At 64.1% G+C, this 25,912-nt stretch carries 22 protein-coding genes and 1 pseudogene; 14 read left to right on the top strand and 9 right to left on the bottom strand.

Annotated features, from left to right (window positions below; genetic code table 11):
- Nucleotides 1–6 precede the first annotated feature (6 nt).
- The gene (locus ACW4LP_RS04685) at nucleotides 7–2,166 is read left to right on the top strand and encodes a carbohydrate-binding domain-containing protein (protein ID WP_455803516.1); all 2,160 of its coding nucleotides are present in this window, start codon (nucleotides 7–9) and stop codon (nucleotides 2,164–2,166) included.
- A 4-nt stretch (nucleotides 2,167–2,170) separates the two neighbouring features.
- On the opposite strand, the gene ACW4LP_RS04690 is transcribed toward ACW4LP_RS04685, so the two are convergent.
- Nucleotides 2,171–2,971 (bottom strand): LuxR C-terminal-related transcriptional regulator, encoded by an 801-nt coding sequence (locus tag ACW4LP_RS04690; RefSeq protein ID WP_451918025.1) that lies wholly within the window; start codon nucleotides 2,969–2,971, stop codon nucleotides 2,171–2,173.
- Between the two features lie 165 nt (nucleotides 2,972–3,136).
- Here ACW4LP_RS04690 and ACW4LP_RS04695 point away from each other — a divergent pair, with 165 nt between their 5' ends.
- The 5 genes and pseudogenes from ACW4LP_RS04695 (at nucleotide 3,137) to ACW4LP_RS04715 (ending at nucleotide 5,808) form a co-directional block, all read left to right on the top strand.
- Nucleotides 3,137–3,343 (top strand): hypothetical protein, encoded by a 207-nt coding sequence (locus ACW4LP_RS04695; RefSeq protein WP_173114531.1) that lies wholly within the window; start codon nucleotides 3,137–3,139, stop codon nucleotides 3,341–3,343.
- Between the two features lie 86 nt (nucleotides 3,344–3,429).
- Nucleotides 3,430–3,633 (top strand): solute carrier family 23 protein, encoded by a 204-nt coding sequence (locus ACW4LP_RS04700; RefSeq protein WP_451918023.1) that lies wholly within the window; start codon nucleotides 3,430–3,432, stop codon nucleotides 3,631–3,633.
- Nucleotides 3,634–3,641: 8 nt separating this feature from the next.
- Nucleotides 3,642–3,770 (top strand): solute carrier family 23 protein, encoded by a 129-nt coding sequence (locus ACW4LP_RS04705; RefSeq protein ID WP_417179791.1) that lies wholly within the window; start codon nucleotides 3,642–3,644, stop codon nucleotides 3,768–3,770.
- Between the two features lie 15 nt (nucleotides 3,771–3,785).
- Nucleotides 3,786–4,706 (top strand): annotated as a pseudogene (locus ACW4LP_RS04710) (MFS transporter); the annotation flags it as partial.
- Between the two features lie 181 nt (nucleotides 4,707–4,887).
- On the top strand, nucleotides 4,888–5,808 hold the full coding sequence (locus ACW4LP_RS04715; protein ID WP_455803517.1) for a carbon-nitrogen hydrolase family protein: 921 nt from the start codon (nucleotides 4,888–4,890) through the stop codon (nucleotides 5,806–5,808).
- A gap of 193 nt (nucleotides 5,809–6,001) precedes the next feature.
- On the opposite strand, the gene ACW4LP_RS04720 is transcribed toward ACW4LP_RS04715, so the two are convergent.
- The 7 genes from ACW4LP_RS04720 to ACW4LP_RS04750 form a co-directional block, all read right to left on the bottom strand.
- On the bottom strand, nucleotides 6,002–6,682 hold the full coding sequence (locus ACW4LP_RS04720) for a TorD/DmsD family molecular chaperone (RefSeq protein ID WP_455803518.1): 681 nt from the start codon (nucleotides 6,680–6,682) through the stop codon (nucleotides 6,002–6,004).
- Nucleotides 6,683–6,794: 112 nt separating this feature from the next.
- Complete coding sequence (locus tag ACW4LP_RS04725) at nucleotides 6,795–7,664, bottom strand: DmsC/YnfH family molybdoenzyme membrane anchor subunit (protein WP_455803519.1); 870 nt, start codon at nucleotides 7,662–7,664, stop codon at nucleotides 6,795–6,797.
- A gap of 2 nt (nucleotides 7,665–7,666) precedes the next feature.
- Nucleotides 7,667–8,254, bottom strand: coding sequence for a 4Fe-4S dicluster domain-containing protein (locus ACW4LP_RS04730; RefSeq protein ID WP_451917335.1), 588 nt, complete (start codon nucleotides 8,252–8,254; stop codon nucleotides 7,667–7,669).
- Nucleotides 8,255–11,143: a molybdopterin-containing oxidoreductase family protein gene (locus tag ACW4LP_RS04735; protein WP_455803520.1), complete on the bottom strand. Its 2,889-nt coding sequence runs from the start codon at nucleotides 11,141–11,143 to the stop codon at nucleotides 8,255–8,257. It abuts the gene before it with no gap.
- A 40-nt stretch (nucleotides 11,144–11,183) separates the two neighbouring features.
- Entirely contained in the window at nucleotides 11,184–11,921 is a 738-nt protein-coding gene (locus ACW4LP_RS04740; RefSeq protein WP_157012915.1) for a hypothetical protein, read from the bottom strand.
- Nucleotides 11,908–12,900 carry a 4Fe-4S binding protein gene (locus tag ACW4LP_RS04745; protein WP_455803521.1) on the bottom strand — a complete coding sequence of 331 codons (993 nt, stop codon included), beginning with the start codon at nucleotides 12,898–12,900 and terminating at the stop codon, nucleotides 11,908–11,910. The genes ACW4LP_RS04740 and ACW4LP_RS04745 overlap by 14 nt, the downstream gene beginning before the upstream one ends.
- Nucleotides 12,893–13,558, bottom strand: a complete 666-nt coding sequence (locus ACW4LP_RS04750; RefSeq protein WP_016309639.1) for a 4Fe-4S dicluster domain-containing protein — start codon at nucleotides 13,556–13,558, stop codon at nucleotides 12,893–12,895. Before ACW4LP_RS04750 ends, ACW4LP_RS04745 begins: the two co-directional genes overlap by 8 nt.
- Before the next feature lie 220 nt (nucleotides 13,559–13,778).
- Here ACW4LP_RS04750 and ACW4LP_RS04755 point away from each other — a divergent pair, with 220 nt between their 5' ends.
- Complete coding sequence (locus ACW4LP_RS04755; protein WP_455803522.1) at nucleotides 13,779–15,341, top strand: helix-turn-helix transcriptional regulator; 1,563 nt, start codon at nucleotides 13,779–13,781, stop codon at nucleotides 15,339–15,341.
- Nucleotides 15,342–15,353: 12 nt separating this feature from the next.
- Here ACW4LP_RS04755 and ACW4LP_RS04760 read toward each other — a convergent pair whose 3' ends face one another.
- Nucleotides 15,354–16,793 (bottom strand): LuxR C-terminal-related transcriptional regulator, encoded by a 1,440-nt coding sequence (locus ACW4LP_RS04760; protein ID WP_455803523.1) that lies wholly within the window; start codon nucleotides 16,791–16,793, stop codon nucleotides 15,354–15,356.
- A 234-nt stretch (nucleotides 16,794–17,027) separates the two neighbouring features.
- On the opposite strand from ACW4LP_RS04760, the gene ACW4LP_RS04765 reads away from it, so the two are divergent.
- The 7 genes from ACW4LP_RS04765 (at nucleotide 17,028) to ACW4LP_RS04795 (ending at nucleotide 25,894) form a co-directional block, all read left to right on the top strand.
- Nucleotides 17,028–17,708, top strand: coding sequence for a hypothetical protein (locus ACW4LP_RS04765; protein ID WP_455803524.1), 681 nt, complete (start codon nucleotides 17,028–17,030; stop codon nucleotides 17,706–17,708).
- Nucleotides 17,708–20,566: a molybdopterin-containing oxidoreductase family protein gene (locus ACW4LP_RS04770; RefSeq protein WP_455803525.1), complete on the top strand. Its 2,859-nt coding sequence runs from the start codon at nucleotides 17,708–17,710 to the stop codon at nucleotides 20,564–20,566. Before ACW4LP_RS04765 ends, ACW4LP_RS04770 begins: the two co-directional genes overlap by 1 nt.
- Complete coding sequence (locus ACW4LP_RS04775) at nucleotides 20,559–21,149, top strand: 4Fe-4S dicluster domain-containing protein (protein WP_173114490.1); 591 nt, start codon at nucleotides 20,559–20,561, stop codon at nucleotides 21,147–21,149. The genes ACW4LP_RS04770 and ACW4LP_RS04775 overlap by 8 nt, the downstream gene beginning before the upstream one ends.
- Nucleotides 21,150–22,010: a dimethyl sulfoxide reductase anchor subunit family protein gene (locus ACW4LP_RS04780; protein WP_455803526.1), complete on the top strand. Its 861-nt coding sequence runs from the start codon at nucleotides 21,150–21,152 to the stop codon at nucleotides 22,008–22,010.
- 63 nt (nucleotides 22,011–22,073) lie between these two features.
- Complete coding sequence (locus tag ACW4LP_RS04785) at nucleotides 22,074–22,997, top strand: molecular chaperone TorD family protein (RefSeq protein WP_455803527.1); 924 nt, start codon at nucleotides 22,074–22,076, stop codon at nucleotides 22,995–22,997.
- A 128-nt stretch (nucleotides 22,998–23,125) separates the two neighbouring features.
- Nucleotides 23,126–24,457: a uracil-xanthine permease family protein gene (locus ACW4LP_RS04790; RefSeq protein WP_288219440.1), complete on the top strand. Its 1,332-nt coding sequence runs from the start codon at nucleotides 23,126–23,128 to the stop codon at nucleotides 24,455–24,457.
- A gap of 96 nt (nucleotides 24,458–24,553) precedes the next feature.
- Nucleotides 24,554–25,894 (top strand): uracil-xanthine permease family protein, encoded by a 1,341-nt coding sequence (locus tag ACW4LP_RS04795; RefSeq protein ID WP_455803528.1) that lies wholly within the window; start codon nucleotides 24,554–24,556, stop codon nucleotides 25,892–25,894.
- The last annotated feature ends 18 nt before the right edge of the window (nucleotides 25,895–25,912 follow it).

Raw genomic sequence — 25,912 nt, forward strand, 5'->3', positions numbered from 1 at the left:
GAATTGATGTTGAAGACAAACGAAATGATGGGCGCTTGCGTGGCGCGACGACGGGCTTGGGGTCGTGGAGCCTTGGCTGTGGCGCTGGCGGGATCGCTGGCGCTGGCCGGGTGCACGGGCGGCACCTTCGAAGAAGCCGCCGGGGACGCCGGCGAGAAAACCGAGCAGGGGCAGGGGAACCAGGCCCAAGGCGACAACGGCGCGACTGACGGGGTGGACTGGGCGTCGCTCATCGACATCCCCGGCATGGATTTCGCGTACTCCGACCGCGACAAGGACGCTTCCTACGATGAGGCCGCGGCAACGAAGATTGCGCTGGCGGGCCAGGGCGCGACGGTGTCTGGTGAAGGCGCTGCGGTGGAAGGCACTGCGGTGACCATTACCGCCGCAGGCACCTACGTGGTGACTGGAGAGCTAATGGCTGGGTCGCTGGTGGTGAACGCCGGTGACCAGGACAAGGTGCAGATCGTGCTCGACGGTGCCTCCATTCGTAACGAGGCGGGGCCGGCACTGAACATTCAGCAGGCCGATAAGGTGTTCGTGACCTTGGCCGCGGGTTCGCAGAACACGCTGGCCGACGGCGCGAGCTACGAGCTGGCGGAAGGGGAGGACGAGCCCAACGCCGCGCTGTACTCGAAGGCCGACCTGACCATCAACGGCACGGGCGCGCTGACCGTCGAGGGCAACTATCGCCACGGCGTGAACTCCAAGGACGACCTCGTCGTGACGGGCGGCGCAATTACCGTGACCGCCAAAGAGGACGGTCTGCGCGGCAAGGACTGCGTGAAGATCGCCGACGGCTCCTTCGCCATCACGGCTGGAGGCGACGGCGTGAAGTCGAACAACGACGAGGATCCGACGCGCGGTTTTGTGTCCATCGATGGGGGCACGTTCGCCGTGGAGGCGGGCGACGAGGGCTTCCAGGCGGCCACGTACCTGCGCCTGGCCGGCGGCGATGCGCAGATCAAGGCGGCCGATCACGCCCTGCGCTCCGATGTGGAGGCGGCCATGAGCGGCGGCACCTACGTCGTGGAGGCCGGCGGCAAGGGCATGAATCCCGAGACGAAGTTCACCATGGATGGCGGCACGTTCACGGTGGTGGGCTGCGAAGAGGGCATCGAGGCCCAGGAAGTGATCGTCAACGACGGCGAGCTGAACATCACTGCGTCCGATGACGGCATCAATGCCGCGGTGGCCGAGCGCGACTCCAACGACGCGACGACGGACGGGATGACCGACGGTTCTGATGGCGCGGCGGCCGCGGGGCAGGATCCCAATGCTGCCGGTAAGAGCGGCGACGCCGATGGCCTGAACGGTGCCGATGGGTCGGGTGCGCCGGGCGGCCAGAGCGAGAGGCCGGAGTTGCCCGAGGGCGCGGAGCCCGGTCAGATGCCCGAGGCCTCCGAGGGGTTCGATCCCCAAAGCGGCGAGCGTCCCGAGTTGCCCGAAGGCGTCGAGGAAGGCCAGATGCCCCAGCGTCCCGAGGGGGCAGACGGCGAGCGGCCCGAGCGCGGTCAAGGTGGCAAGTGGGCCGATGGCGAGCGTCCCGAACTTCCCGAAGGCGCCGAGCCCGGGCAGATGCCCGACGACGGCCAGATGCCCCAGGACGGCGACTTCGGCGGTCGCGGCGGCCGCGGCGGCGCGGGCAGCGGCCCCCTGGCGGCCAACGCCAGCGAGGACTGCCTCATCCAGATCAACGGCGGCAAAGTGACCATCAACGCTGGTGGCGACGCGGTGGATTCCAACGGCTATGTGGAAGTTACGGGTGGCGAGCTTGTCGGCGCCAGCTCCGGTGCCGGTGACAGCGCGCTGGACTACGAGTACGGCGCCACGGTGACGGGCGGCACGGTCATCTTGGCTGGAGGCGCTGGCATGGCTGAGACCTTCTCGGAGGGGAGCACCCAGCCCTTCGCCTTGGTGATGGTTGCGGGCAACGAGGGCGATGCCCTCGTCGTGACTGGGAGCGCCGGTGCGGAGCTGGTCGCCTGGAGGGCCAGCGAGTCGTTCCAGTGCGTGCTCGTGTCGGTCCCGGGCATGCAGGAGGGCGAAACCTGCACGCTCACGGTGAACGACGCGGCCACCGAGTTCACGGCCTCCACCACGCCGAGCAACACCATGGGCGGGGCCCGCGGCGCCGAGCGCGGAGGGCGTCCCGACAATTTGTAAGGTTTTACCGACGGCGGCCGCTTGTGCGGCTGCCGTCTTGTTCCGCGCAGAACTGCTCGAAGCAATCGAGCAGTTCCATGCGGCCCTGAGATTCGGTCTTCTGATAAATTTTGTGCACATGGGTACGGGCAGTCGACTCGGCAATGAAGAGCTTCTCTGCTGTGTATTGCATGGTGCGGCCCTGAATGAGACAAGTGAGCACTTCCGTTTCTCGCTTCGAGAGGCCATGGGCATTGGCAAAAGGAGCTATAAATGCCATTTTGTCCGGCCGCGCTTCCGCTGCCTCCTGCTGGGCCCGCTGATTGGCTATGGTGCTTAGCGCGTCGGCGGCCTTGTCGGTGAACACCAGAGAAGAGGCGGTAATGATGGCGAACAATCCGAGGCCTGTCGTGAGTGTTGCCGAGAAGCCGTCGCATAACTCGAGGAGAAACCCGCCTCCGAATAGTAAGGGAACGCTGCGGTAGAGCGCGTACGGCCCCCGGTTCTCGTTGAGCAAATGTACGGCGGCCACCATAACGAGCGCCAGCACGATGCTTGCGATGGCCTGAACTTGCGGTCCGCTGGTGAAGGGGTGTTCGGAGGTGGCGGTGCGACAGGAATAGAGGGCGAACGCAAACGCGTAGAGGGACAGACCCGCTGTGAGCCGGTGGAGAGAGGACGGCAATTTGACCGGCACCGCCTTGCGGTCGAACGGGTCGTCGATTTCCTGGAACAGTCCCGTAGTCGCCTGCAGGGACGAAGCACGTACGAAGCGGACAAAGAAGAATGCCGATACGACGGGGGCCGCAGCAGCGCATATTGCCATAACTGTAGGGCCGCAGGTGACAATGCCTAAGTACAATGCGGACCCGCAGGCATAGGAGCAGGCAGCATGAGAGCCAGTGCACCCACCTTCGAGTATCCGAAGTAGCACAGCCACATGAGCAACATGGCCACGTCCACCAAGGCAATGGGCGCGGCGCAAAGGGTAATGGCTACGGGCGTATTGGCCGCGATGAGGGCCGTATCTATTCCGCTGGGTTCGTTCAACGTGCCCGGTCTGCTTCTGTCCGCCGTATTGGCGGTGATGCTGAACCTGGTTCTGCCTAAGGAGGCTGCCGAGGCGGTTGTTGAGACGCCTTCGACCGGGAAGGGCTCGGGAACGGTCGAGGTGTACGACGGTTTGGTGGAGCCCTAAGGATCCATCTCATTAGGTGAAATATGGCGCCGGGCACTTTCGCGCTTTTTGCCCGGCGTGCAACAAAGCAACGAGGGGAGTGCCCTATGGGTGGAAAAGCGGTTGATATCGAAGAGAAGCTTCCCTGGTATCGGGCATTTCCCTTGGGGTTGCAGCATTTCCTCTCGATGTTCGGGGCGACGGTGCTAGTGCCCACGCTCATGGGGTTCTCCCCCTCGGTATCGGTGATGTGCTCCGGCATCGGCACGGCCTTGCTCTGCTTTGGCGCTCGCTATTGGGGGACGGCTTAGCCACCACGGTGGCAGGTTTTTTGGGCGCCCCGCCGGCGACCACGTTTGCGGAGAACATCGGCGTTCTCAACGTGACTCGGGTTTACGCCACTCAGGTATTTTGGTATGCCGCGGCGGGGTCGCTTGCGGGGTGGTGAGCGCCCGTCTTCGGTTGGCTTGTGACGGCCCGCCTCGTTCAAGCGGTGGGCACGGGTATTTTTATTCCGCTCATGATGAATGCTATCTTGGAGATGGTGCCCTCGCATCGACTGGGAACGTTTCTCGCTATCGGTAATGGGATGATCGCCTTGGGGCCGGCATCTGCTCCGATGGTGACGGGCGTGATGGTGGATGCGTGGGGGTGGCGCAGCGTGTTTATCGTACCACTTGTCGTCTCGGTGCTCATTGGCTGCTGGGGCGCGACAGTTCCAAGTAGGATGCCGATGCCTCATGGGCCGGATGCGCGGTTCAGCCCGAGGAGGATGGTGGAGAGCCGCGGGTTTGCGGGAGCGGCGGTGCTGGTGGTAACGACCATGAGCGTGTACTTCTCGCTGAATGTGATGGTGCCATTGTTCCTCGGAGAGCAGGTTCATTGGGAGTCGACGGTAGCGGGGTTTTGCATGGGGCCGCTTGTGGTCGCCTATGCCCTGGCATCGTTGGCGGGCGGCCGTATGCTCGACCGGAAAGACCCTCGTCCTTTGCTACCGGGAGGGCTGGGGGTGGCAGTTGCCGGTTCGCTGCTTATGATGGCCGCCGGCCTTACGGCCAGCGTGCCGCTGGTGCTGGCTGGTGCGCTCGTCGTGTTTGTTGGATGTGGCATGACGGGCGCCTCGTTCCAAACGGTCGGTCTGCGACGCCTGCCTGCTTCTCAACATGCTATAGGTGTTACGATAATGACCATGGCTGTTCAATTGGCGGCATCCCTCGGGTCGCTGGTCTCCGTAGGAGTCATGACAGCCGCCCAGGGGGAAATGGGAGTTGGAGGTGCGAGCTATGCCGCTGCATGGCTCCTTAACGCTGCGGTGTGTGTCGGTGGCGCGGTGGCCGCTTGGAAGTTATCGAACCTAAGGGGAGGCTCGGCCGTTGTCGACTGATAAAATCGAGGAGCTCCTGCAGGATGTCCGAGAGGCGGGGCGAACCTCTGGGAAGCTGCTCGTAAATTCCGGTCTGCGGTTTTGCTCCGCGTCGGGAATGTTGCTGTTTCGGGACAGTCCTACGAGTGCGGTAAGTTTTATAATTGACCGATACATTGATGCGAGTGAAGGAGCTATTGGTATGCGAGACATCGATCCTGTCTGCAAAATTGCGTTGGTGCAAGCGGAGCCTGTTCTATTCGATAAGGAGGCGTCCCTGGCAAAAGCTCTTGACTGCATCGAGGAAAGTGCGTCCCAAAACCCCGACGTGATCGTATTCCCGGAGCTTTTCATCCCCGGCTATCCCATCGGTATGGACTTCGGTTTTAGCATGGGCAAGCGGACAGAAGCCGGCCGGTCCGATTGGAAACGCTATTACGACGCTTCCGTGGTAGCGGGCGATGCGGAGTTTCAGGCCCTTGCCGATGCGGCCAGAAAGACGGATGCCTATATCAGTCTCGGCTTCTCAGAGCGCGATGCGGTCAGTGGGACGCTGTACAACAGCAATGTCATTTTCGAGCCCGACGGCACCTACCGGGTGCATCGCAAGCTCAAGCCGACGGGTTCTGAGCGGGTGGTTTGGGGCGATGCCGATAAGGGCTATTTCCCTGTTACTCAAACGCCCTGGGGGCCTATCGGTGCCCTGATCTGCTGGGAGAGCTATATGCCGCTTGCACGGGTGGCGCTCTACCAAAAGGGGGTCACCATCTATATTTCGCCGAACACGAACGATAATCCCGAATGGCAGGCAACAATTCAGCACATCGCCATTGAGGGTAAGTGCTATTTTGTCAATGCGGATATGATTGTGGGAAAAAGCTCCTACCCCTCTGACCTTCATGAAATGGAGGCGATTTCCCAGCTACCGGAAATGGTGTGCCGCGGTGGAAGCTGCATCGTGGATCCCTATGGCCATTACATAACGGAGCCCGTCTGGGATCGGGAAACGATCATTTTCGCAGAACTCGATATGAATCTTCCGGCTGCTTGCAAAATGGAGCACGATGTGGTGGGGCACTATGCGAGACCCGACGTGCTGGAGCTGAAGGTCAGCGATCGATAGCCAGACGCTGTGGCGACAGATCGTTCGATAAAGGCACGATAAAGAGAATGCTTCCGATAAGGGTGAGAGGGGAGGCTCTACAGAAGCGTTCGGCTCGCCCCCGTGACGATTTCGTGACAGGTGAGTTTCTTGACTGCCCTGGTGCGCAGGGCAGTCAGCAGCCCGGCGGCATTCGGCGAACCGAGGCGGTTGCCTAGGCGATCGCCTCCTCGGTTTCGCCCATGGCGGCCGGCTCCTCGTCCAGGAAGGCGCCCGTGAGTTTGAGTACGCCGCGGTAGAAGCGAGTTTCCACCATGGTCTCGGCTTGAGCGAGGAAGGCGGACGTCCAGGAGGCTACGTGGGCGTCGAAGAAGGCGCGTTGGCGCTTCAGGAGTTCCCGGGCTCCTGTTCTGTCGCCTTCGCGCAGCGCTTGGGCCGTCTTATCGCAGAGATGGGCGAGGTAGGCGAAGATGAACGACAGGTGGTCCTCGGGCAGATCGACGCCCTCGGGAACGCGCAGTTGGTGCGCGCGCAGCTCCCGGTATACCTCGCTGCGAGCCTCGCCCATGAGCTGACCTGGCCCCTGGGTGCGAAACAGCGATTCGAAGGGCTGGGCCGTACGGCCCTCGCGGGTGCGGATGCCGTAGAAGGCGCCGGTGAAGTCGGCGGCTAGCTCCTCTTTGGTGCCCGTGTGCCGCAGGCGCAGCGCTCCGTGCAAGTCGAGATAGGCCGGCGCGAAGGGCGATTCGCTGTCGCCGGCCAGCCCGGCGAGGTCGCTGGCGGCCAGGGCATCGATCTGCTCCTCGGGCAGCGGCTGATAGTACAGCGAGGCGAGCAGGCGGTACAGGGAGGCGCGATCTTCGAGAAGGTCGATGGCGCAGGCGAGGTCGGTCATGGCGGTCTCCTTAGGTGACGAGTGGGCGGGCTGGGACGATTCGCTTGACGGACCGTCCCGCAGGGGCCGGGGGAAGTACCGGGAAGGGGCTTTCCCCGGCCGGGGAACAGCGCTACAGGTTCAGCATCACGCTGGGGATGCCGTGGGAGAACAGGTTGAGGTAACCGATGGCGCAGGCCCACATGAGCATGCGCAGGGCCACGCCCCCGATGGCGGCGCAGGCCACGCCGGCCACGGCCAGGGCGGCGGGCGCCTTCGCGGCCAGCGCGGTCATGCCGGCAATGGCGCAGGCTAGCACGCCGACGACGCCGCACGCCACGGCCCCGCCCCAGAACAGGACCCCTTGGGCCGCGACCGCGTCAAGGCCGAGGAACAGCCCGTAGGCGAGAATGCCCACGGCGTCCACGACGGCGCAGACGAGCACGGCCGGCCACAGCTTGCCTCCCAGCTCCTCGGCGCTGGCCGCTTTGTCGGCCGGCGTCTTGGTCGTGGCCGCCACCAGGGCGTAGGCGAAGGCGCCGAGGGCCAAAGACGTGCCCAGGTAGGCCAGGGGCAGCGTTTCGGTGCTCCAGGTGGGCTGGGCGTCGATCACGTAGCCGTGGCCGCAGAAGAACCCGATGGCCACGCCGAAGATCACCGCCAGCACCGCCACGACCCGCACGGCGCCGTCGCGGCCCTCCTCGCGGGTGAGCACCAGGTAGGCGGCGCCTGCGATGAAGCTCGCGCCCAAAAGCATCAGCTCGATGGAGATGCCCGAGAACGACAGCAGGTTCGTCACGGCGCTGATGGCGTTCAGCGGAGAGGCCAGGTGGGCCACCGAGCACAAACCGCCGATCACGAACAGGGCCAGTGCGCACCAGACGGCGCGGCGGCGCACCGTGCGCGAGCCGCCGAGCAGCTGGGAGAGCCCGGCGAAGGCGAGCATGGCGCCGCCGGCTCCGGCCAGCAGCGAGAACAGGACGAGGGGCCATTGAATCGCCATGGTTACACCAGCTCCTTCCAGGAAGCGAACTTGGGGGACAGAATGTAGCGCGTGAGCGGCTTGGCGTCATTGGGATCGGGCAGCGTGTGGATGGCCTCCTCCGGGTACTTCGCCAGCTCGCGGCTCACATCGGATTCCGGGTCGTCGTAATCGCCGAAGAAGCGCGCGCCGCAGTTGCAGTTGTGGACGCAGGCCGGCACGCCGTCGCCGTCAGCAGTGATCTGGGCGCACAGCGTGCACTTCTGCGCCACGCCGGCGTCCTCGTTGAACTGGCGCACGCCGTAGGGGCAGGCGTAGATGCAGTACTGGCAGCCGATGCACTTCTCCTTGTCGATGAGCACCATGCCGGTTTTGGGGTCGCGGTAGCTGGCGGCCGTGGGGCATACGTGCACGCAGGCCGGGTTCTCGCACTGCTGGCACTGGGAGGGCAGCCAGTACTTCTCCACGTTGGGGAAGGTGCCCGTGGGGCCCACGGCGATCACCTTGTTGTAGAAATGGCCCAGGGGCAGGTCGTTTTCCAGCTTGCACGCCACGATGCAGCTGTCGCAGCCGGAGCAGCGATCCAGGTTGATCAGCAGACCCTTGCGCATTTAGAACACCTCCTCGGTGACAGGTTCGCCCGAAAGCGTGGGCATGAACGGTTGGAACTGCTCGCTCTCGATCCAGATGCGCTCGGGGCGCTCGGTCTTCTCGATCTTCACCGTGAAGGCACGGTAGCTGTTCGTGGCGAAGCAGGGGTTTTGGAACTCGTCGGCGGACATGATGTTGTAGCCGCACTCCTCGATGCCGGGGGTGATGGTCTCCTGGGTCTCATCAAAGCACTCGGGGTTCCAGAAGCGCTCGGTGATGAGCACACCGGGGGCAATGCCCTGGGTGAGGTAGGCTCGCGCGTTGGACGATCCGCGGCGCGAGGTAATCTTCACCCAGTCCAGATGCTCGATGCCGTATTCCGCCGCCGTCTCGGGGTTGATCTTCAGCTCGGGGGCGGGCATGACCTCGCGGATGAAGGGCGCGTGGCGCATGGTGCCGTGATGGAAGTGGGGCAAGCGTCCCGTGGTGATGACGAGCGGGTACTCCGGATCGTAGCCCGGCTGGCCCTCGACGGGGCTTTCCGTCGGTTCCTTGAAGGTGCAGATGGGGTCGTAGTCGTCGCAGGCCGGCTGGTCGAAGGGATACATGTAGGGGAAGCCGGTGCGGGCCAGGCGCAGCATGGCCTCGGAGTACACGTCCACCTTGCGCGACATCGTGGCGAACCCGCGGGGCAGCCCGTCGCTCACCGGCTCCTTGTACTGGTAGTAGGCCATGTAGTCGTCTATGGGCTCCTCGGTGAAGCGGTGGTCGATGTCGTCGAGCATCTCCTGCCAGCTTCCCTTGCCCATCTGCTCGGCCCAGGCGGCCCGGGCCGCCTCCAGGCTCTCGAAGAACGGTACCTTGTAGGCGTCGGGGTCGAACACGTTCTCGGCGCCGAGCTTCTCCACGGCGGACGCGGCCACCTGGTAGGGCGATACGAAGGGGTTCACGGTCTCGCCGAGGTGCGTCACCTGGCAGCGGGCGTAGTGGCGGTTGAAGTGGGTGCCCGGCGCCTCGTAGGAGTCGTATTCCAGCCACTCGGTGGTGGGCAGGAACAAGTCGACGGTCTGCACGGTGAACGAGGTCATGTTGGGGTACTGCTGGATGACGAAGTCCTGCTCGTCGTAGGCCTTCTTCCACTCGAGGGAGGGCCCCATAACGGCGTACTTGTTGCCCGACATCTCATACATCACGCGCGGACGGTAGGGCTCGCCGGTGGTGATGGCCTGCCGCAGCTCCTTCGGCGCACAGGTCTGCCACTGGTGGATGCCCTTGTGCTCGTTGGCGCCCATGGTGTCGCAGCGGGACTGGAAGAAGTAGCGCTGCATCTCCTTGCCGTCGCGGCCCTTGGCGTCCCAGTCGGCCACGATGGCATCCAGCAGGCGGTCGTTCTCGGCCTTGGTGAGACCGGTGGTCCAGCCCAGGCCGTAGCGCTCGAAGGTGGAGGAGAACACGCCCAGGCGCTGAGTCGGGCGATCGGCGGTGCGGCTGGCGGCGCCGTGATTCTGGAAGGCGGAGCAGGGGGACTCCACGTGGCCGAGCAGCGCGTCGATGGCGAGCGCCCCCAAAGGCGCGGTGGAGGAGTTCTCCTGGTGGTCGGAGAACACGCCGTTGGACAAGCCGCCGAAGTCGGCGTTCGCGTACAGCTCGATGGCCTCGCGGATGCGTTCCGGATCGAGCCAGCAGGTCTCGCCGGCCGCCTCCAAGGTCCAGGGCTCGGCCTCTTCCTTGTAAATCTGGCCCGCCGTCTTGGCCTCCTTGCCGTTCACGGTGGCGGTGGCAAAGATAACGGGGTCGACCGCGCAGTCCTCGGGGGCGGTGAAGGGGAAGGGCTGGACGGAGTTGGTTTTCGCGTCGAAGCACACGTAGGCCGGGGTATCGTAGACGCCGGCGGGGTCGGCGGCCGGGTTCACGTAGTCGGGCCACACCTCCTCGGCGCGGTAGGCCAGGCGCGTGTCGGGGTTGATGAGGAAGGGCAGGTTCGTCCAGTGCTTCACGAACTGCTCGTCGTACAGGTCGTTCTCGATGATGTGGTGAATCCACGACAGCATGAGCGCGCAGTCGGAGCCGGGGCGCACGGGAAGCCACACGTCGGCCTTGGCGGCCTCGGCGGTCATGTAGGGGTCCACGACGATGGTCTTCACGCCGAGGTTCGACCGGGCGTCGGTCAGCCCGTGGCCGCCGTGGGCCGCCTTGGAGGAGTGCGGCTGGCTGCCCCACAGCACGAAGACGCGCTCCGTGTCGTCGCGGCGGGTGCCGTCCAGCTCGGCGTTGTCGGTGATGCCCACCCAGCGATCCACGTTGTCCATGTCAACGCAGCAGTTGAAGCCCACCGAGGTGGTGGAGACGAAGTCGCGCGGCATGGCGCACTGGCAGGCGCCGGAGGCCAGGGAGTTGCAGCCGCCGAAGGTGTAGTCGAGGCCCGAGGTCTCCCATTCGATGTAGGCGCCACCGCCCCCGCGGGCGCTCCAGTAGGCGTAGGGGCCGTACTTCTTCACGGCCGTGGCGATCTGCTCGCCGGCCAGGTCAACGGCCTCGTCCCAGCTGATGGCCTCCCACTTGTTCTCACCGCGCTCGCCGACGCGCTTCATGGGGTGCAGCACGTGGCGGGGGCTGTAGACGGTCTGAATCTGGGACAGGCACTTCAGGCACACGCCGCCCTTGTTCAGGGGGCCGTCCGGGTCTCCTTCGATCTTCACGACGCGGCCGTCCTCGGTGTACACGCGCACCGGGCAGCAGTTGGTGCAGCCATGGCAGGCGGTCTTGTGCATCACGCGCTCCACGGATCCGGCGGCGAAGGCCTGATCGGTCGTTTCGAGCAGCGGGATCGAGCCGGCGGCCGTAAGGGCCGCGCCCGTGGCCGCTGCGGCCTTCATGAAGCCGCGTCGGCTGATGGTTCCCTTGGTCATGGGGGTCCTCTCTTTCCTCTCTACGGTCAAAATGGCGTTCCTAGCGAAGTTGCTGCAATACTTTCATTCCCCTCTCTGTGATCTTCCATCCATCGTTCCAGGCAAGGCCGCCCGAGCGTTCCAGTGCGTCCACGAAGAAGCTCGGCTGCAGGGGTTGGCTTGAGGTGGTGCTCGCGAAGGCAGCGGCGGGTCGGGTGCGCAACAGCGCCTCGATCTCCTTGAAGGTGCGCTGCTCGCGGCAGAAGTCCATAAGGTCCAGGTAGGTGGTAAGCCGCTGGGGTACGAGATCGAAGAGGCGTTGCAGCCGCTTCTCGGGCGCGAGGTCCTCGGCCACCTGCTCGCCGACCGGCGTGGTTACCACAGCGTAGGCGAAGGTGGCGTCCTCGATCTCGTCGGGAGTGAGCCCCGCCTTGGCCTGGGGCGTCAGGGGCCGGCCCGTCTCGTCCAGCTCCAGCCAGTACAGGCCGCCGGCGTGCACGAGGGTGCGGATGAGCCGATAGGGGCTTTGGGCCACCGAGGAGAACTCGGGGCAGGCCCGAGCCGCCTCCTCGGCTTCGGCGAGCGTGCGCTGGGTGGTGCAGAAGGCGAGCAGCTTGAGGAAGATCTCGCGGTGCAGGGGCGCCCGGTTCACCGTCTCGGTAAGGGCGGCCACGGCTTCCTCGAAGGTGGCCTCGGCGCTGGCGTCGGCTTCGGGTGTCGATGCGGGCTCGGCGGCCTTGGGCGCGAGGTCGCCGTCAGCAGCGGCGACGTAGGGCGCGGGTGTGCTAGCGGTTTCCACGGGTCAGTCCTTTCTTCGTGAAGCGGATGGCGTCTGCGGGGCAGGCGGCGGCGCACTGGCCGCAGCGGGTGCACTCGGCCAGGGCCCGGTCGCCCAGATCTCCCGCCGGATCGATGAACTCGGGGCAGGCAGCGGCGCATACGGTGCAGGGCGTGCCGTCCTTGCGCAGGCAGAGGTCAGGGTCGATCTTGGGACGCGTGGCCTTGTTGAAGTTGGCCACGAGCCCCATAAGGGCGCTGATGGGGCAGAAGCGGTGGCACCATTTCCGCAGCAGGGTGAGCTCGGCTACGATGATGAGGGGGAACACGATGAGGTCCAAGGTGGGCTCGTTGAACCCGACGAGGCGGTAGAGGGCGATGGCCGTGGCGAAGGTGAGGCCCACCGGGCAGATGAGGCAGAACACGGGAAACCCGCAGATCGCCGCCGACACAAGCGAGCCGCCGAGCACCACGTGGCGCCCGTCCATCTTCGCGAACCGTCGCTTGTCGGTGCCATCGGCGGGGGCAAGGGGCGTCTCGCCGGGTTTCTTCTCGCCGCAGCCCGCACAACCGGCGCACGCGGCCAGGCGCCCGCTCACGTGATGGGCCGCCTCGATGCGCGCCGCCTTGTCGGCCTCGCGGCGCTTCTTGCCCGACAGGAACCGGTCGAGCGGCGGAATGGGGCACACCCAGCTGCAGAAGGCCTTGCCCACGAGCAGCACTGCCGCGGCGGCCACGGCCAGGATGATTACGGCCCGCGCCACGAAGGCCCCGGCGCCGAAGAGTGATTCCAACGCGCCGAGGGGGCATACTGCCGCAATGGACTCGTAGCCCACCGAGCACAGGGTGCCCGAGCCGATGCCGGTTACCAGGCCGATGACGAGAAGGGCGAACACGATGCCCGGGGCGTATCGGCGCACGCGGCTCACCTTCGAGCGGCTGCCCTCCTCCGGCTGCGCGGAAACCTCGGCGCCCTTTTCGGGGGTTGTCGACTTAGCCATGCCACACCTCCACATTGATGCCGCGCTTGTTGCTGGCGTCGTAATTGCGATAGGCGCTCGTGGGGCAAACGTACTCGCAGGCGCCGCAGCCGTTGCAGCGCTTTTCGTCCACCACCAGGCGCCCGTTCTCGTCCAGGGACAGGGCGTCCCACTCGCAGGCATCGATGCAGGGCGCGTTGCACGTGCCCGAGATGCCGTACAGCTGGCACTCGGCCTCGTCTACCACGGCCATGCCGATCTTGTCCACGTAGGGGTCGAAGGCCGTAAGCGCCCCGGTGGGGCAGGCGGCGATGCAGCGGAAGGCGCCGTCGCACATGTCGCAGTAGCCCTCGCGAAAATCCATGATCGGCAGCCGCGCCCCGATAATGCCGGGGGTGAGCCCCTCCACGCCGATGGCGGCAAGCGGGCAGGCCGCCCGGCAACGGTCGCAGCGGATGCACGCGCCCCAGAACCGGTCGGCGTCCTGGCCTCCTGGCGGTCGCAGGCGATCGGTCTCGCCGCCGAAGGCCGCCGTGGCGCCCCCGAAGGCCAGAAGCCCTGCGGCCATCGCGGCACCGCCGATGAGCGACCGGCGGCTGAGGCCCGGCTTTTGGGGGCGTGTCGCCCCGCCGTCCTCTTGGAGGCTCGCGGCGGAATCCGTTTTCTCCCTCGTCTTCACGCTCTCCCCTCTCCTCGTCTCTTCCCGCGCCCTTATCGGCGCGGGGAATCTGCTACACTTCCGGGAGGCTCATCCACTCGTCAAAGCCGAGCCTCCCGTTGGCATCTAGGTTAGGGGCTGGCATCTGCGCTGAACATTCTCCGAAGCGCTGTAAATTGCCATAAGCGGGCCTCCACCAAAACGCTTAGGGGTTGTGTTTCCGCAGGTGAAAAGAGGGATAATGGTTGGAGAGGGAAAAGATGCATCAAATGAGGGGCGCGTGGGCGGCCCAGCGGGCCAGGTGGCGGAGAGCCTCTTTCCCGTGCGCTTTCTGGGGTTCGGGTTCTATTGGGCATGGCTCTTTCTGGCGGGGGTGACGCCCTCGCCGCTCATCGGGGCACCGCTGTGTTTTGCGGGTGCCCCCTTCGAGATGGTCGAACTGTCGGTGCGAGCGCTGGTGCTTGTGGTCGTGCTCATCGCCTCGCGGCAGCTGGCTTCCGTCGCTGGGCAGCGCGGGCTGCTCGTGCTCGGGGTTGCGGCAAGTGCGGCGGCGGCTCCGCTTGCCCTCGGCCTCGGAGGCGCCGAGGCGGCTTCGGCCTCGGCGGTGGCGGCCGCCATCGGCGAAGTGTGCATGTTCCTGCTGTGGCTCTGCTTTTTCGGGTACATGAAGGTGGGCGAGACCTTCGTTCTGCTCGTGGGATCCTATGCTATCGGCTCGGTGCTCTTCCTTCTAACGGCGGCATTGGGCTTCAACGCCATGGCGGCCGCCTCGGTGCTGTTCCCCGTGCTGTCGGGAACGGCCTTCGTGCTCTCCCAGCGTCTTATGAAAGCGCGGACGGGAGAGGAGCTGTTTGTTGAGGAGCCGGTTTCGGGTGACGGTGCTCGAGAGACGGGCGGGGGCGTGCTGCCGGCCGCTGCCGTTGCGGCCTCTCACCATGGGGCAGCGGGCGGCGCGGAGAGTCCCGTGCGCCAGAAAGTGCGCATAGGCGTGGCCCTTGCCCTGTACTCGTTCTCCTTCTCCCTCTCGTGCGGCATCGCCCTGTTCAGTGGGGAGGGAGTGATCGGGGCCTTCACGGTGGAGCCGGCGGCCATGATTGTGCTGGGGGTTATCTGCGCGGCCTTCTTCAAGTTCGACCGTCAGCCCGATCGACCCTACAAGCTCTATCGGGCCGTTGCCCCGCTTATCGGGGCTGGGTTCTTGCTGATGGCCGTCTCGCCCCTTCCCGACGAGGTGGGCGGTTTCTGCGTTGCCTTGGGCTACGTGCTCTTCGAGCTGCTGGTCCTCAACGACTGCTGCAATATCGTGAAGGCCAACGACGCGTCGCTCCTGCGCGTGATGGCGGCGGCCCGGCTGGCCATTACGCTGGGAATGTTCTTGGGCTGGCTGGCGGCGTTTGCCGCGGCCTCCTTGGCGGGTGCGGCGGAAAGCGTGTCGAGCTTGGTGGCCCTCGGGCTGTTCGCGGCTCTGGTTTCCGTCTCGCTGGTGTTCACCGAGCGTGATATGATCTCCTTCGCCGCCGTTGCCGACGATCGGGCCCTATCCGAGGGTGCTTTGGAGGGTCCCACCCGCGAGGAGGCCTTCGCCGCCTTCGCCGAGCAGCAGGGGCTTTCCCGGCGCGAAGCCGAGGTGGCGTCCTATCTGCTCGCGGGGCGCACGACGAGCTTCGCCGCAGAGAAGCTGTTCATCGCCGAGTCCACGGTGCGGGCCCATGTGCACAGCATCTACCGGAAGTGCGGCGTGCACTCCCGCATGGAACTGATGGATGCCTTCGACGAATGCTGGATGGAAGGTGTCGATACGTAGCCCCTCGCCCGGTTAAGCTTTCGGATGCTCGGAGCAGAACTGCTCGAAGCGGTCGATAAGCTCCATGCGACCCCGGGTCTCGGTTTTCTGGTATATCTTGTGAACGTGGGAGCGGGCGGTGGACTCGGCGATGAACAGTTTCTCGGCAGTGTACTGCATGGTGCGGCCTTGCAGCAGGTACTCTAGCACCTCGGCCTCGCGTTTCGAGAGGTCGTGCTCGGTGGCGAACAGCGGAATAAACCGCGTCTTGTCGAGACGCGCCTCGGCGGCCTCCTGACGGGCTCGCATGCCGGCGATGGTGCCGAGCTTCCCCATGGCCTTATCCGTGAAGACGAGCGACGCGGCAACGATGACGACAACAAAGCACAGAGCGATTATCAGACGGCTCGATTGATCGGGATCCAGCGCGGCGCTGAGAGGAGCGCCCAGCACCCAGCCGAGGAAAATGCCGAGGGAGCCGGCGATGCGCACGATGAGCATCGAGCGCAAGAGCGAGCCGTCGTTGGTTTTGGTGGCATTGCAGAAATCGTTGAAGGAAAGCGCCTCGAAGAGAAGATAGCCGAACATGACGAAGAAGCCCGCGCACAGGGAGAGTCCGGCGGGCAATACGAGGAAGAGGGCGGCGCCCCCGCCGAATACCAACGGCACGCTGCGGTAGAGCGCGTAAAGGCCGATGCTCGCATCGCTGAGGCGTATGGCCGCGATGACGACAGCGGCAAGCACGATGCTGGCGAGGGCTTGTACGAGCGGTCCGCTGGAGAACGTATATTCGGAGACGGCGGTACGGCTCGAGAAGAGAGCGAACACGAAGGCGTACAGGGTAAGACCGATGGCCAGCCGCCTGAGGGCCGCCGGTAGCTTCGGGCGGCGGTCTGCGGCGGGGGAGGCTTGAAACAGCCCTTCGGAAGCGAGGGACGGAGGGTTCTTCACGAAATAGGCGAACAGCGCTCCCGACAAGATAGGACTTGTGATGGCGGCGACGAGCATCGCCGCCTCGCCCGCAGCAACGACGGCCAGGTACAGTATCGAGCCCAGGGCGTAGGAGCAGGCAAGCATGAAGGCGATATCGCCGATTTTCGCATAGCCGAAATAGCAGAGCCACATAATGAGCATGGCCACATCGACGACGGCCGTGATGAAGGCCGCCAAGGTCACGGCCTCAGGGGTGGTGGCAGAGGAAAGGGCGAGGGCGGCGACGGGACCGCCGACAAGGCAGCAGACGGGGTAGACCCAGCGTCCTCGGCTGGTGGTGAGTAGGCGGGTGGCCGCAAGGGAGAGCGAGAGAAGTAAGAGGCGCGCACCCACTTCCCATACCTCAAAGGGGAGGCTCCCCAATCCCTTAAGCGCTCCGAACAGCGGAGAGGGCGATACGGCCACCAAAAAGAGCCATATCCAGAAAAGGGCGAAGCCGAATGTTCGCATGAAGAACAGTGATCTCGATTCATCCGACATGGTTCCCCTTTCGCTTCGCTCGTCCCATTATAGAAAACGCTATTTTGGGCCGCAACAATTTAGCTTTCGAATTACAAAGCCTTGAACTGGCATTTCTTAAAAATCAACGTTTTGATGGATGGGCCGTTGCGCTCAAAATCAACCACTTCAACGATGGTTTCCCCCTTGGCCGCGCTGGTAGGCTCGGGCCATCAATTATGTGCGGGAAACTCAACAAGGAAGGAGAGACGCATCATGGCAGACTCGATTTGCCCGAGCACCGCCGCCCCTGAGGGCCAGCCCGACGGGGCCGCCGTGGCGCGCGTCGAGAAGGCGTTGCATCGCCGCGGCGCCTTCACGGAGATTATGGGCAAAGTCCTGGACTTCTGCCGCCAGCGCCGGCTTCTGGCAGAGGTGGAGGACGAAATCGCAAGTTACCCGGAATTCAAGTATGTCGATCAGAGCCAAGCCGCTATCGCCTTCATGCTCGTCGAGGCCGGCGGCCTTGCGCGCATCGATTTGGATCGGGATGGCAACCCCGTGGATCCGGCTCGTCTGGCCTCTCTGGATGAGGACGCAGCAGACGAGCTCGTGCAGTTCTGCGCTCTGGAGACGACGCCGGCCGGGGTCCAGGTTGCCCAAGCCCATCGTCCTGAGGTGCGCTTGGAAGAGCTGTTCGCCCGCACGCCGGAGCGCAACGACGCCTACCGTGCCATTCTGCGCGCGGCCAGCGAGCCCAAAAGCTTTGCGGAAATAGAGGCGCTGCTCGGCAAGCAGCTCTCCCTGCCCTCGCTTAACGGGAAGTCCGGGCTGCCTCTGTATCCCAGCGCGTTGGTGGCGCACCTGGAAAAGGCCGGCGGCTTGGTGTGGGACGAGGCCTGGAGCACCACCCCGGCCGGAGCGAGCTTCGCGACCTCAAACGAAAGGAGCAAGTAATGGCGGCACGGAAGTCGAGCTACGGAAAGCTCGCCCACATGGCGCAGAAGGTGCAGGGCATCGACTGGGCCTCGGACGCCTCTCTCGTGGAGGCTGACGAGCAGTTTGCCCGCTCGGTCCCGCTGCGCGAGCGCCATCACAGCTGCTGCCATGGCTGCTACAACTGCTGTCCTTTGTGGGTGTACACCGAAGACGGCGTGGTGGTGAAGATCGAGGGCGACTACGACGGCACCCTGACCCAGGGCTGCCTGTGCACCAAGGCCCTCAACCAGCAGCATCTGGTGTACAGCCCGCGCCATGTACTGCATCCCATGAGGCGCGTAGGATCCCGCGGCGGCAACGACTGGGAAATCGTGTCGTGGGATGAGGCCTACGATATCGTGGGCGAGCAGATGGCCTTGGCTACGAGGAAGTACGGCCCCTATTCCATCATGGTGGGCGCTGGCGGTGGCGGCACCTACGGTAACGTGTTCCAGCGCGTCACCCAAGATGCCATTGGCGCTCCGGTGTGCATTTCCGGCGGTGGCTGCCAGTGCTATCTGCCCGCCGACTGCGCGGGCCAGTGGATGCGCGGTGGCTCCAACAACCGCCACGAGGGCAACAACGCCCGCGAGATGTGGAACGCCTGGCAGCCGGCCATGGAGTGCGTGGTGCTGTGGGGCGCCCAAACGAGCGCTTCCGGCGCAGCCTATGCCGCTCGCGCCAACGCCGAAATGCGAGAGCGCGGCATAAAGACCATTGTTATCGACCCCTACTATACCGAAGAGGCGGCCAAGGCCGACATCTGGTTGCCTATTCGTCCCATGGGCGATATCGCCATGCTTTTGGGCTGGTTCAACTACATTATCGCGAACAAGCTCTACGATGAGCAGTTCTGCAAGTACTGGACCAACTACCCCTTCCTCGTGGATCCTGACACGCGCCTGCCTTTGAAGGCCGAAGAGGTGTGGCCCGACTACGTGAACCCCTCGGCCGACCCCAACGACGTGTACGACACGCCGGCCTACGTGTGCTTCGATGCTCGCACCAACAGCGTGCAGCCCTTCCCCTACACCGCCCCGGAGGACTCTCCGGTCGACCCGGTGGTATTCTGCGAAGCCGAGGTGAACGGGCGTCTGTGCAAGAGCGCCGGCCAAATCCAGTGGGAGGCCTGCGAGGACTTCACCTTGGAGAAAACCGCTGAGCTCACCTGGGTCGATGCCGACACTATCGAGCGTGCGATCAAGCTGTACGCCACCACGCTCTCGGGTATCGGCACTGGTCAGTTCGCCGATATGAGCGAGCTGTCCTCGAACTTCATCTTCGGTACTATGGCCCTGGACATGCTGTGCGGCAAGGTGAACAAGCCGGGCGTGGTGCTCACCGAGCAGAAGCCCGAATCGCGCCACACCGCGCGTCCCACCCATTTCTGGTGCAACCGTCCCTATCAGGAGACCTTCGGCATCGGTTGGACGGTGGGCCTGACCGAGGGCGAGAACCTTCGCCGTTCCCAAGCAGCTGTGGAGCGCTGGAATGCGAAGGGTGTCGATGGCAAGGCCAAGCAGCAGGCTTTTGTGGACTACCAGCTGGCTCGCTTGGGGTCGCTGGAGCACAAGGCCGTGCACCAGTGGCAGCTGAACGCCTTGGCGCCGGTGCGCGAGGCGTTGCTGACCGGCGAGCCCTACAAGATCTCGGTGCGTTGGGAGCAGTCCGGCAACAAGTACTGCGTCATGAGCAACGGCGAGCAGTGGAACGAGGCTTACGCCAACATCGACTTCTGTGTGCATCAGCAGCCCCACATGACTTCCACTACCATTGAGGACGCCGACCTGTTCCTGCCCATGCAGGAGTGGTTGGAATTCGAGCACGCCACCGAGACGACCACCCAGTTCAACCAGACTTTCATGCGCAAGCAAATCGTGCATATGGGCGAAACGGAGGATCCGTTCATCTGCGTGACGCGTATCGTCGACAGCTTGTGCGAAAAGCTCGGCGGCGATGATGCGGTGCTCTGCCGCGACTTCCAATTCAACGGTACCTATCGCACCAAGGAGGACATCTATCCGGCTTGGGCCGAGATGTTCGGCGTGGAAAGCTGGCCCGAGGCCGTGAAGCACTCCGAGGATCACACGCTCACGGTGCCTATTGACGAGCTGTACCAGTTCTATCAGCACTTGGATATCGTGGACGATGGGCTGCCTGCCGGATTCGCCACGCTGTCTCGCAAATGCGAGCCCTATGTGACCATGGCGGTGCTGAACGGCCGCACCGGTTTTCCCTATCACTTCCCCTACACCCAGGTGGCCGCCGACGGCACGTGGCCGGAGTACGATGCCGTGTGCACCTACAAGGAGCAGAGCGAGAACATGCTCCAGGACGATCCGGATTTCCCCTTCTACCTCACGACGGGGCGCGTGGCCCACTACCACCACACGACGCTGCGCACCGCTCCCTACAGCCGCGAGCTCATTCCCGTCCCCGATATGCGCATCAACCCCCGCGATGCCGCGGCCCTCGGTGTGGCCCACGGCGATTGGGTGGAGCTGTCGAGCCGTCGCGGTGCCACGCGCGGCCGCGCCTACCTCACCGAGGGCGTGCGTCCCGGCGTGGTGATGATGGAGCGTTTCTACTTCCCCGAAAGCTACGACCATTCCACCAAGACCATGAGCGGCGGCTGGCGCCAGTGCAACGTGAACCTCATGGCCCGCGATGATGTGGTCAACGACAACTTCGCCTCCGCTTCCTGGCGCGGTTACCGCGTCAACGTGAGGAAAGCCGAGGCTCCCGAGGGCCTGTGGACCGAGCCGGAGCAGTTCCAGCCCCTCATGCCCAGCCGCACCTTCGAGTCCCGTACCGAGGAAGGGGCCTGCCATGCCTAGGAAGTGCCTTGTCATCAACATCGACCGGTGCACCGGTTGCGACAGCTGCATCGTGAGCTGCAAATTCGAGAATCACCTGCCCTTGGGCACCTTCTACAACCGTGTCATGCAGGTAGGACCTACGGGCACCTACCCGAACATCGAACGTTACAACCTGCCCGTGCAGTGCCAGCAGTGCACCCATGCGCGCTGCGTGGAGGTGTGCCCCACGGGCGCTTCTTATCGCGACAGCGAATCGGGCATTGTGCTGGTGAACGAGGCGAAGTGCATCGGCTGCCAGTACTGCCTGTACGCTTGTCCCTACGGTGTGCGCAGCTTCAGCGAGGAGGACGGCGTGGCCCGCAAGTGCACGCTGTGCCAGCATCTGACCGCCGATGGCAAGGCCGATCCGGCCTGCGTGCACAATTGCCCCGGCGGCGCCCGGTTCTACGGCGATCTGGACGACCCGGATTCGGCTGTTTCCCGGGAACTGGCCAAGTACGACGACGCGTGCATTCACACGCTGGGCGCTCCCGAAGGCGAAGAGCCCCTGACCCGCTATATCCTCTCGCCTTCGACGGCTCATTGGAAGGAGCTGGTGTAAATGGCACCGAAAATTCAGTGGCCCCTCGTTCTGTTCTCAATGCTCGCGGGGTGCGGCGGATGCTGCTTCGCTTTCGCGGGTGTGGCCGGCGCTCTCGGCGAGTCGACGACGGTCACGCTCTGGGCGACGGGCATCTCGTTGGTGCTCGTTGTGGTGGGCGCCGTCTGCTCCATGATGCATCTGGCCACGCCGCGTCACGCTTTTGCGGCTGTGACCCATCTGCTGTCCTTCTCGGGCATTTCCGTGGAGCTGATCATGCTCGGTGTGGTATCGGCGCTCATGGCGGCCTATGGCGCTGCGTGCCTGTGGTTCGACAACGAGCTGGTGCGCCTCGTGCTCGGCATGGCTGGCGCGCTGGCCGGCGTCGTGCTGGCCTTTGTAACGGGCCATGGCTACCTCATCTCATCAAAGCCCACCTGGAATACGAAGAAGCTGCCTTTGGCCTATACGGGCACGGCGCTTGTGGCCGGCGGGTTTCTCTACGCGGTGGTGTCGGTGGCGACGGGGGGCGTCTGGGCTATGGAGTTGCCCGTGAAGCTGCTGTTGGCCGTCTGCGCTGTCTTCTCGGCAGTGACGGTGGCCGCGTACCTGGGGCATTTGGGGATGCAGACGGCGAAGAAGAACCCGACGCTGTTCTGGGTCGGCATCGTGGTCTGCGGCCTGGTGGTGCCTCTGGCCTGCGCGGCGATCCTGCTCGCTCCTCTGCCTTCGATGGCTTTCGTCGCGGTGGCGGCCGTCGGTTTCGTTGCCGCCATGGCGGGGGGTCTCAGCCTGCGCATGCTCATGTGGATCGTCGGTGCGGGATTCCTCTTCTTTTTCGAGGACGCCCAAGCAAATCGCAGCGCCATTCTCAACTGCTAGCTATTTTCGGCGGGCCTGTCCGCAAGGATCGCGCCCGCCCTGTCAAAGAAAGGTGGGGAAACCATGATGACCCCCGACGAGTTCTCCCTAGTGCAGGCGAACCGTGCGAAGTTGTACCGCCTTTTCGGCCGTCTTTTCAGGGCGCCGCTCTCCCAGGATGACATTGAGGCGCTTGCAGCGGCCCGGATCGGCTCCCTGAAGAGCGAGGACGCTGCGTTCGACCACGGCATGCACGTCATGGAGCGTTATCTGGAGAAGCGCCACACGGGCACGCGCGCCTTCTTGGGACGCGATTTCACGGCGGCGTTTCTAGGTATGCGCGATGAAGCCGGCCGTTACGCTTTGCCCTACGAGAGCGCCTTTGTGGACGCAACGCAGCATTACATGGGCACAGCGCGGGGCAAGGTGCACAACATCTACAAGAAGCAGGCGCTCAAGCTGGCGGAAGGCATCGATCTTCCCGAGGATCACCTGGCCTTTATGTGCGAGTTTATGGCGACGTTGGCCGATCGCGCCGTTGAGGCGCGCGCCGCGTCCGATATGACGGCCCTGCGTGAGAATCTCCTGCTTTCCCAGGCGTTCCTCAAGCACCATATCCTGAATTGGTACCCGGAGTTCTCCGCTCTGGCGGCGCGCTTGGTAGACGAGCGGTTCTACCGCGGGCTTCTGGAGGCGGCCGGTGCCTTCTTCGCCCTGGATGCCAAGGTGCTTCGCGATCTGGTGAAAGATGAGAAGGCAAAGGACCGCTCGTTCGATCTTGCCCGCTGGGAACTGGCCAATGCCGTCCCTGTCGACAAAGAGGGCGTCTATCCGCAGCTTAATCGTCATCGTTGCCTGCGCGCGAAGGGCATGACCTGCGACCGGTGCACGGCTGTGTGCCCCGAAGCGGTAGATCCGGTGGCGAATAGGAAGCATGAGCCCCAGAACGCTTGCACCGCCTGCGGTGCCTGCGTGGCGGTGTGCCCCGAGAAGGCGCTGTCTCTTTAGGATCCTGGTGTCTTTGCCGGGGCGTCCGTGAATCGATCCGCGCCGGCACCATCGTTGGCATTCGGGTTCGTCAAATGGTTGAAGCGCCGTGCAGGAAAGCACGGCGGGAAAGAAAAGGAGGTTTCGTTATGAGACAAGACGGAGGTTACGCCATTGGGGATAAGGTCCCCATGGGGAAGGCCATTGTGTACTCGTTGCAGCACCTGATGGCCTTCGTGGGCGGCGGCGCTATTGTGCCCGCCATGATCATGGGACTCAATCCGGCGCTGGCGGTGTTCTGCACCGGCCTTGGCACCATCATCTATCTTATTTGCACGCGCAACAAGGTGCCGAGCTACTTCGGCGTGTCGTTCAGCTTCATCACGCCCATGGCCGTGGTGACGGCCGTCGATGGCATTTCGGGTGCGCTCTGCGGTATTGTGGCCGTCGGTGTGGCGCTCTGCGTGGTGGCGGGCATTGTGAAGCTTACCGGCACCGGCTGGATTGACAAGGTGCTGCCGCCGGTAGTGACCGGCTGCATCATCGTGGTCATCGGCGTGGGTCTGTCGGCCACGGCGGTCAACTCCGTGATGTTCGACGGCGGTGCTTCGGAGACCTTCGACACGATGGGCTGCATTGTCGGGTTCATCACGTTCCTCGCGGCCGTGGTGGCATCTTCCTGGGGTCGCGGCTTCCTTAAGATGGTGCCCGTGCTCATCGGCATCGTGGTGGGTTATATCGTGGCCATTCCCCTGGGTATGGTGGACTTCACCGCTATCAACGAGGCGGCTTGGATCGGCCTTCCCGAAGTGACGCTGCCCACGTTTAGCGTGAATGCCCTGCTCGTTATCGCTCCCATTGCGTTGGTGCTCGTAGTCGAGCATATCGGCCACCTGATGACGGTGACCAATCTTTCCGGCGAGGACTGCAACAAGTACCTCTCCTCTTCGCTGCTCGGCAACGGCCTTGGCACGGTGGCTTCCGGCTTCCTGGGCGGCCCGGCTTTGACCTCCATCGCCGAGAACATCGGCGTTATGGGTCTGTCGAAGTGCTATTCCACCCGTATCTTCTGGTGGACGGCCGCTTTCGCCATGATCATCGGCGGTTTTTGCCCGAAGCTGGCCATGCTGTTCTACTCCATTCCCAACTGCGTGCTGGGCGGCGTGTCGTTCCTGCTGTTCGGACTCATCTCCGGCAACGGTCTGTCGCTGCTTGTGGATGCCAAAGTGGATTTCAATGAGAATCGCAATCTCATGATCGCTGCCGCCTCGCTCATCGTGGGCATCGGCATGATGACCACCGGCGTGTCCATCCCCCTGGGTTCCTTCAATGTTCCCGGCCTGCTGCTGGCTGCGGTGCTGGCTGTGATCCTGAACCTCGTCTTGCCCAAGGAGTCTCAGGGCGAGAAGCCGGTGACGGCGACGACGGCGGCCGAGGGCGCCGGTAAGGTCCAGGTCTACGACGAGTTGGTCGAGCCCTAAGGCGCTGTGGTTTCCCATCCGTTCAAGCAAGGGGTCGCGGTGCCGAGAGAGTTGTGCGCTCGCTCGGCACCGCGCCGTTGACAAGGGGTGTCCATCATGGGCAAGAGAGTAGTAGATGTCGAGGAAAGGCTTCCCTGGTACCAGGCGCTGCCTCTGGGCCTACAGCATTTCCTCTCAATGTTCGGAGCAACGGTGCTCGTGCCCATGCTCATGGGATTTTCGCCGTCGGTATCTGTGATGTGCTCGGGTATCGGAACGGCGTTGTACCTCGTGGCAACGAAGGGGAAAATTCCGAGCTACCTGGGACCTTCCTTCAGTTTCGTGGGGCCAGTGGTTATTGCGAGCGCTACGGCGGGAGTGGCCGGGGTCGGCTCGGCCATTGTGGGGGCCGGCCTGGTGTTCGTCGTGTGCGCTCTGGTGGTACGCAAGACGGGGACGCGCTGGATCGATCGGCTCATTCCCACGGTGGTCATGGCCGAGATCATCTTCGTTATTGGCTGCGGCCTGGCTACTACGGCGGTTTCGGAGGCGCTCACCGTGCCCGAGGGCGAGACGCTGTGGCAGGCGCTCGTTGTGGCGGGGGTGGCCTTCTTCGTGGTCGTGCTGTGCACGTGCTTCGGGAAGCGGGTGCTGAATACCATCCCCGTGTTAGTCGGGGCCGCAGTGGCCTATGGCCTTTCATGTGCTTTCGGTATGGTGGACTTCGCCCCTGTGGCTGAGGCGGCTTGGATCGGCCTGCCCGAGTTCACGTTGCCCGTCGTCGATGTGACGGCCATTGTGCTGGTGAGCCCTATCGCGATTATCGTGGTGATCGAGCATATCGGGCATCTGTTTGTCATCGGCGAGATGACCCACAGGAATTACAACCCTATTTTGTGGCGCTCGCTTTTGGGGGACGGCCTGGCCACCACTGTCGCTGGCCTTCTGGGGGCACCCCCGGCGACGACCTTCGCTGAGAACATCGGCGTGCTCAACGTGACGCGCGTCTATTCGACCCAAGTGTTCTGGTACGCCGCCGTCACGGCGTTCATCGTCGGCGGATTCTGCCCCAAGTTGGGAGCGTTGGTGGGCACTATTCCCGATCCGGTTATCGGCGGGGTGTCCATCGTGATATTCGGGCTGATTGCCTGCAATGCCCTGAAGATGCTTGTAGAGCACGCCGTCGACATGACCGACTCCCGCAATCTCATCATTTTCGGCGGTCCGGCTATCGCGGCTATCGGCATGCAGTCGATGGGCGTGAGCATTCCCGTCGGTGAGTACTCCGTGCCAGGGCTGGCCGTGGCGGCGCTGCTGGGCATTGTGCTGAACCTCGTGCTACCGGGCCGTTCCGCCGATGCGGGGGCCGAAAAGGTTCCCCCTGTACCGCGGGAAAGCTATGATGATCTGGCCCGCGATTTCGAGCGGGCCGAGAACGGATCGAACGAGAAGGGGTAGGCGTGAGGCGGTTGGTTC

The sequence above is a fragment of the Adlercreutzia sp. CNCM I-6215 genome, from assembly GCF_977072315.1.

What these genes read in the sequence shown, in the direction of transcription:
- ACW4LP_RS04765 (WP_455803524.1), top strand. Translation starts at nt 17,028, where the DNA reads ATGGCAGACTCGATTTGCCCGAGCACCGCCGCCCCTGAGGGCCAGCCC.
- ACW4LP_RS04760 (WP_455803523.1), bottom strand. Translation starts at nt 16,793, where the DNA reads ATGTCGGATGAATCGAGATCACTGTTCTTCATGCGAACATTCGGCTTC.
- ACW4LP_RS04690 (WP_451918025.1), bottom strand. Translation starts at nt 2,971, where the DNA reads ATGGCAATATGCGCTGCTGCGGCCCCCGTCGTATCGGCATTCTTCTTT.
- ACW4LP_RS04700 (WP_451918023.1), top strand. Translation starts at nt 3,430, where the DNA reads ATGGGTGGAAAAGCGGTTGATATCGAAGAGAAGCTTCCCTGGTATCGG.
- ACW4LP_RS04780 (WP_455803526.1), top strand. Translation starts at nt 21,150, where the DNA reads ATGGCACCGAAAATTCAGTGGCCCCTCGTTCTGTTCTCAATGCTCGCG.
- ACW4LP_RS04785 (WP_455803527.1), top strand. Translation starts at nt 22,074, where the DNA reads ATGATGACCCCCGACGAGTTCTCCCTAGTGCAGGCGAACCGTGCGAAG.
- ACW4LP_RS04770 (WP_455803525.1), top strand. Translation starts at nt 17,708, where the DNA reads ATGGCGGCACGGAAGTCGAGCTACGGAAAGCTCGCCCACATGGCGCAG.
- ACW4LP_RS04795 (WP_455803528.1), top strand. Translation starts at nt 24,554, where the DNA reads ATGGGCAAGAGAGTAGTAGATGTCGAGGAAAGGCTTCCCTGGTACCAG.
- ACW4LP_RS04730 (WP_451917335.1), bottom strand. Translation starts at nt 8,254, where the DNA reads ATGCGCAAGGGTCTGCTGATCAACCTGGATCGCTGCTCCGGCTGCGAC.
- ACW4LP_RS04720 (WP_455803518.1), bottom strand. Translation starts at nt 6,682, where the DNA reads ATGACCGACCTCGCCTGCGCCATCGACCTTCTCGAAGATCGCGCCTCC.
- ACW4LP_RS04715 (WP_455803517.1), top strand. Translation starts at nt 4,888, where the DNA reads ATGCGAGACATCGATCCTGTCTGCAAAATTGCGTTGGTGCAAGCGGAG.
- ACW4LP_RS04755 (WP_455803522.1), top strand. Translation starts at nt 13,779, where the DNA reads ATGGTTGGAGAGGGAAAAGATGCATCAAATGAGGGGCGCGTGGGCGGC.
- ACW4LP_RS04735 (WP_455803520.1), bottom strand. Translation starts at nt 11,143, where the DNA reads ATGACCAAGGGAACCATCAGCCGACGCGGCTTCATGAAGGCCGCAGCG.
- ACW4LP_RS04775 (WP_173114490.1), top strand. Translation starts at nt 20,559, where the DNA reads ATGCCTAGGAAGTGCCTTGTCATCAACATCGACCGGTGCACCGGTTGC.
- ACW4LP_RS04685 (WP_455803516.1), top strand. Translation starts at nt 7, where the DNA reads ATGTTGAAGACAAACGAAATGATGGGCGCTTGCGTGGCGCGACGACGG.
- ACW4LP_RS04725 (WP_455803519.1), bottom strand. Translation starts at nt 7,664, where the DNA reads ATGGCGATTCAATGGCCCCTCGTCCTGTTCTCGCTGCTGGCCGGAGCC.
- ACW4LP_RS04790 (WP_288219440.1), top strand. Translation starts at nt 23,126, where the DNA reads ATGAGACAAGACGGAGGTTACGCCATTGGGGATAAGGTCCCCATGGGG.
- ACW4LP_RS04745 (WP_455803521.1), bottom strand. Translation starts at nt 12,900, where the DNA reads ATGGCTAAGTCGACAACCCCCGAAAAGGGCGCCGAGGTTTCCGCGCAG.
- ACW4LP_RS04695 (WP_173114531.1), top strand. Translation starts at nt 3,137, where the DNA reads ATGGCTACGGGCGTATTGGCCGCGATGAGGGCCGTATCTATTCCGCTG.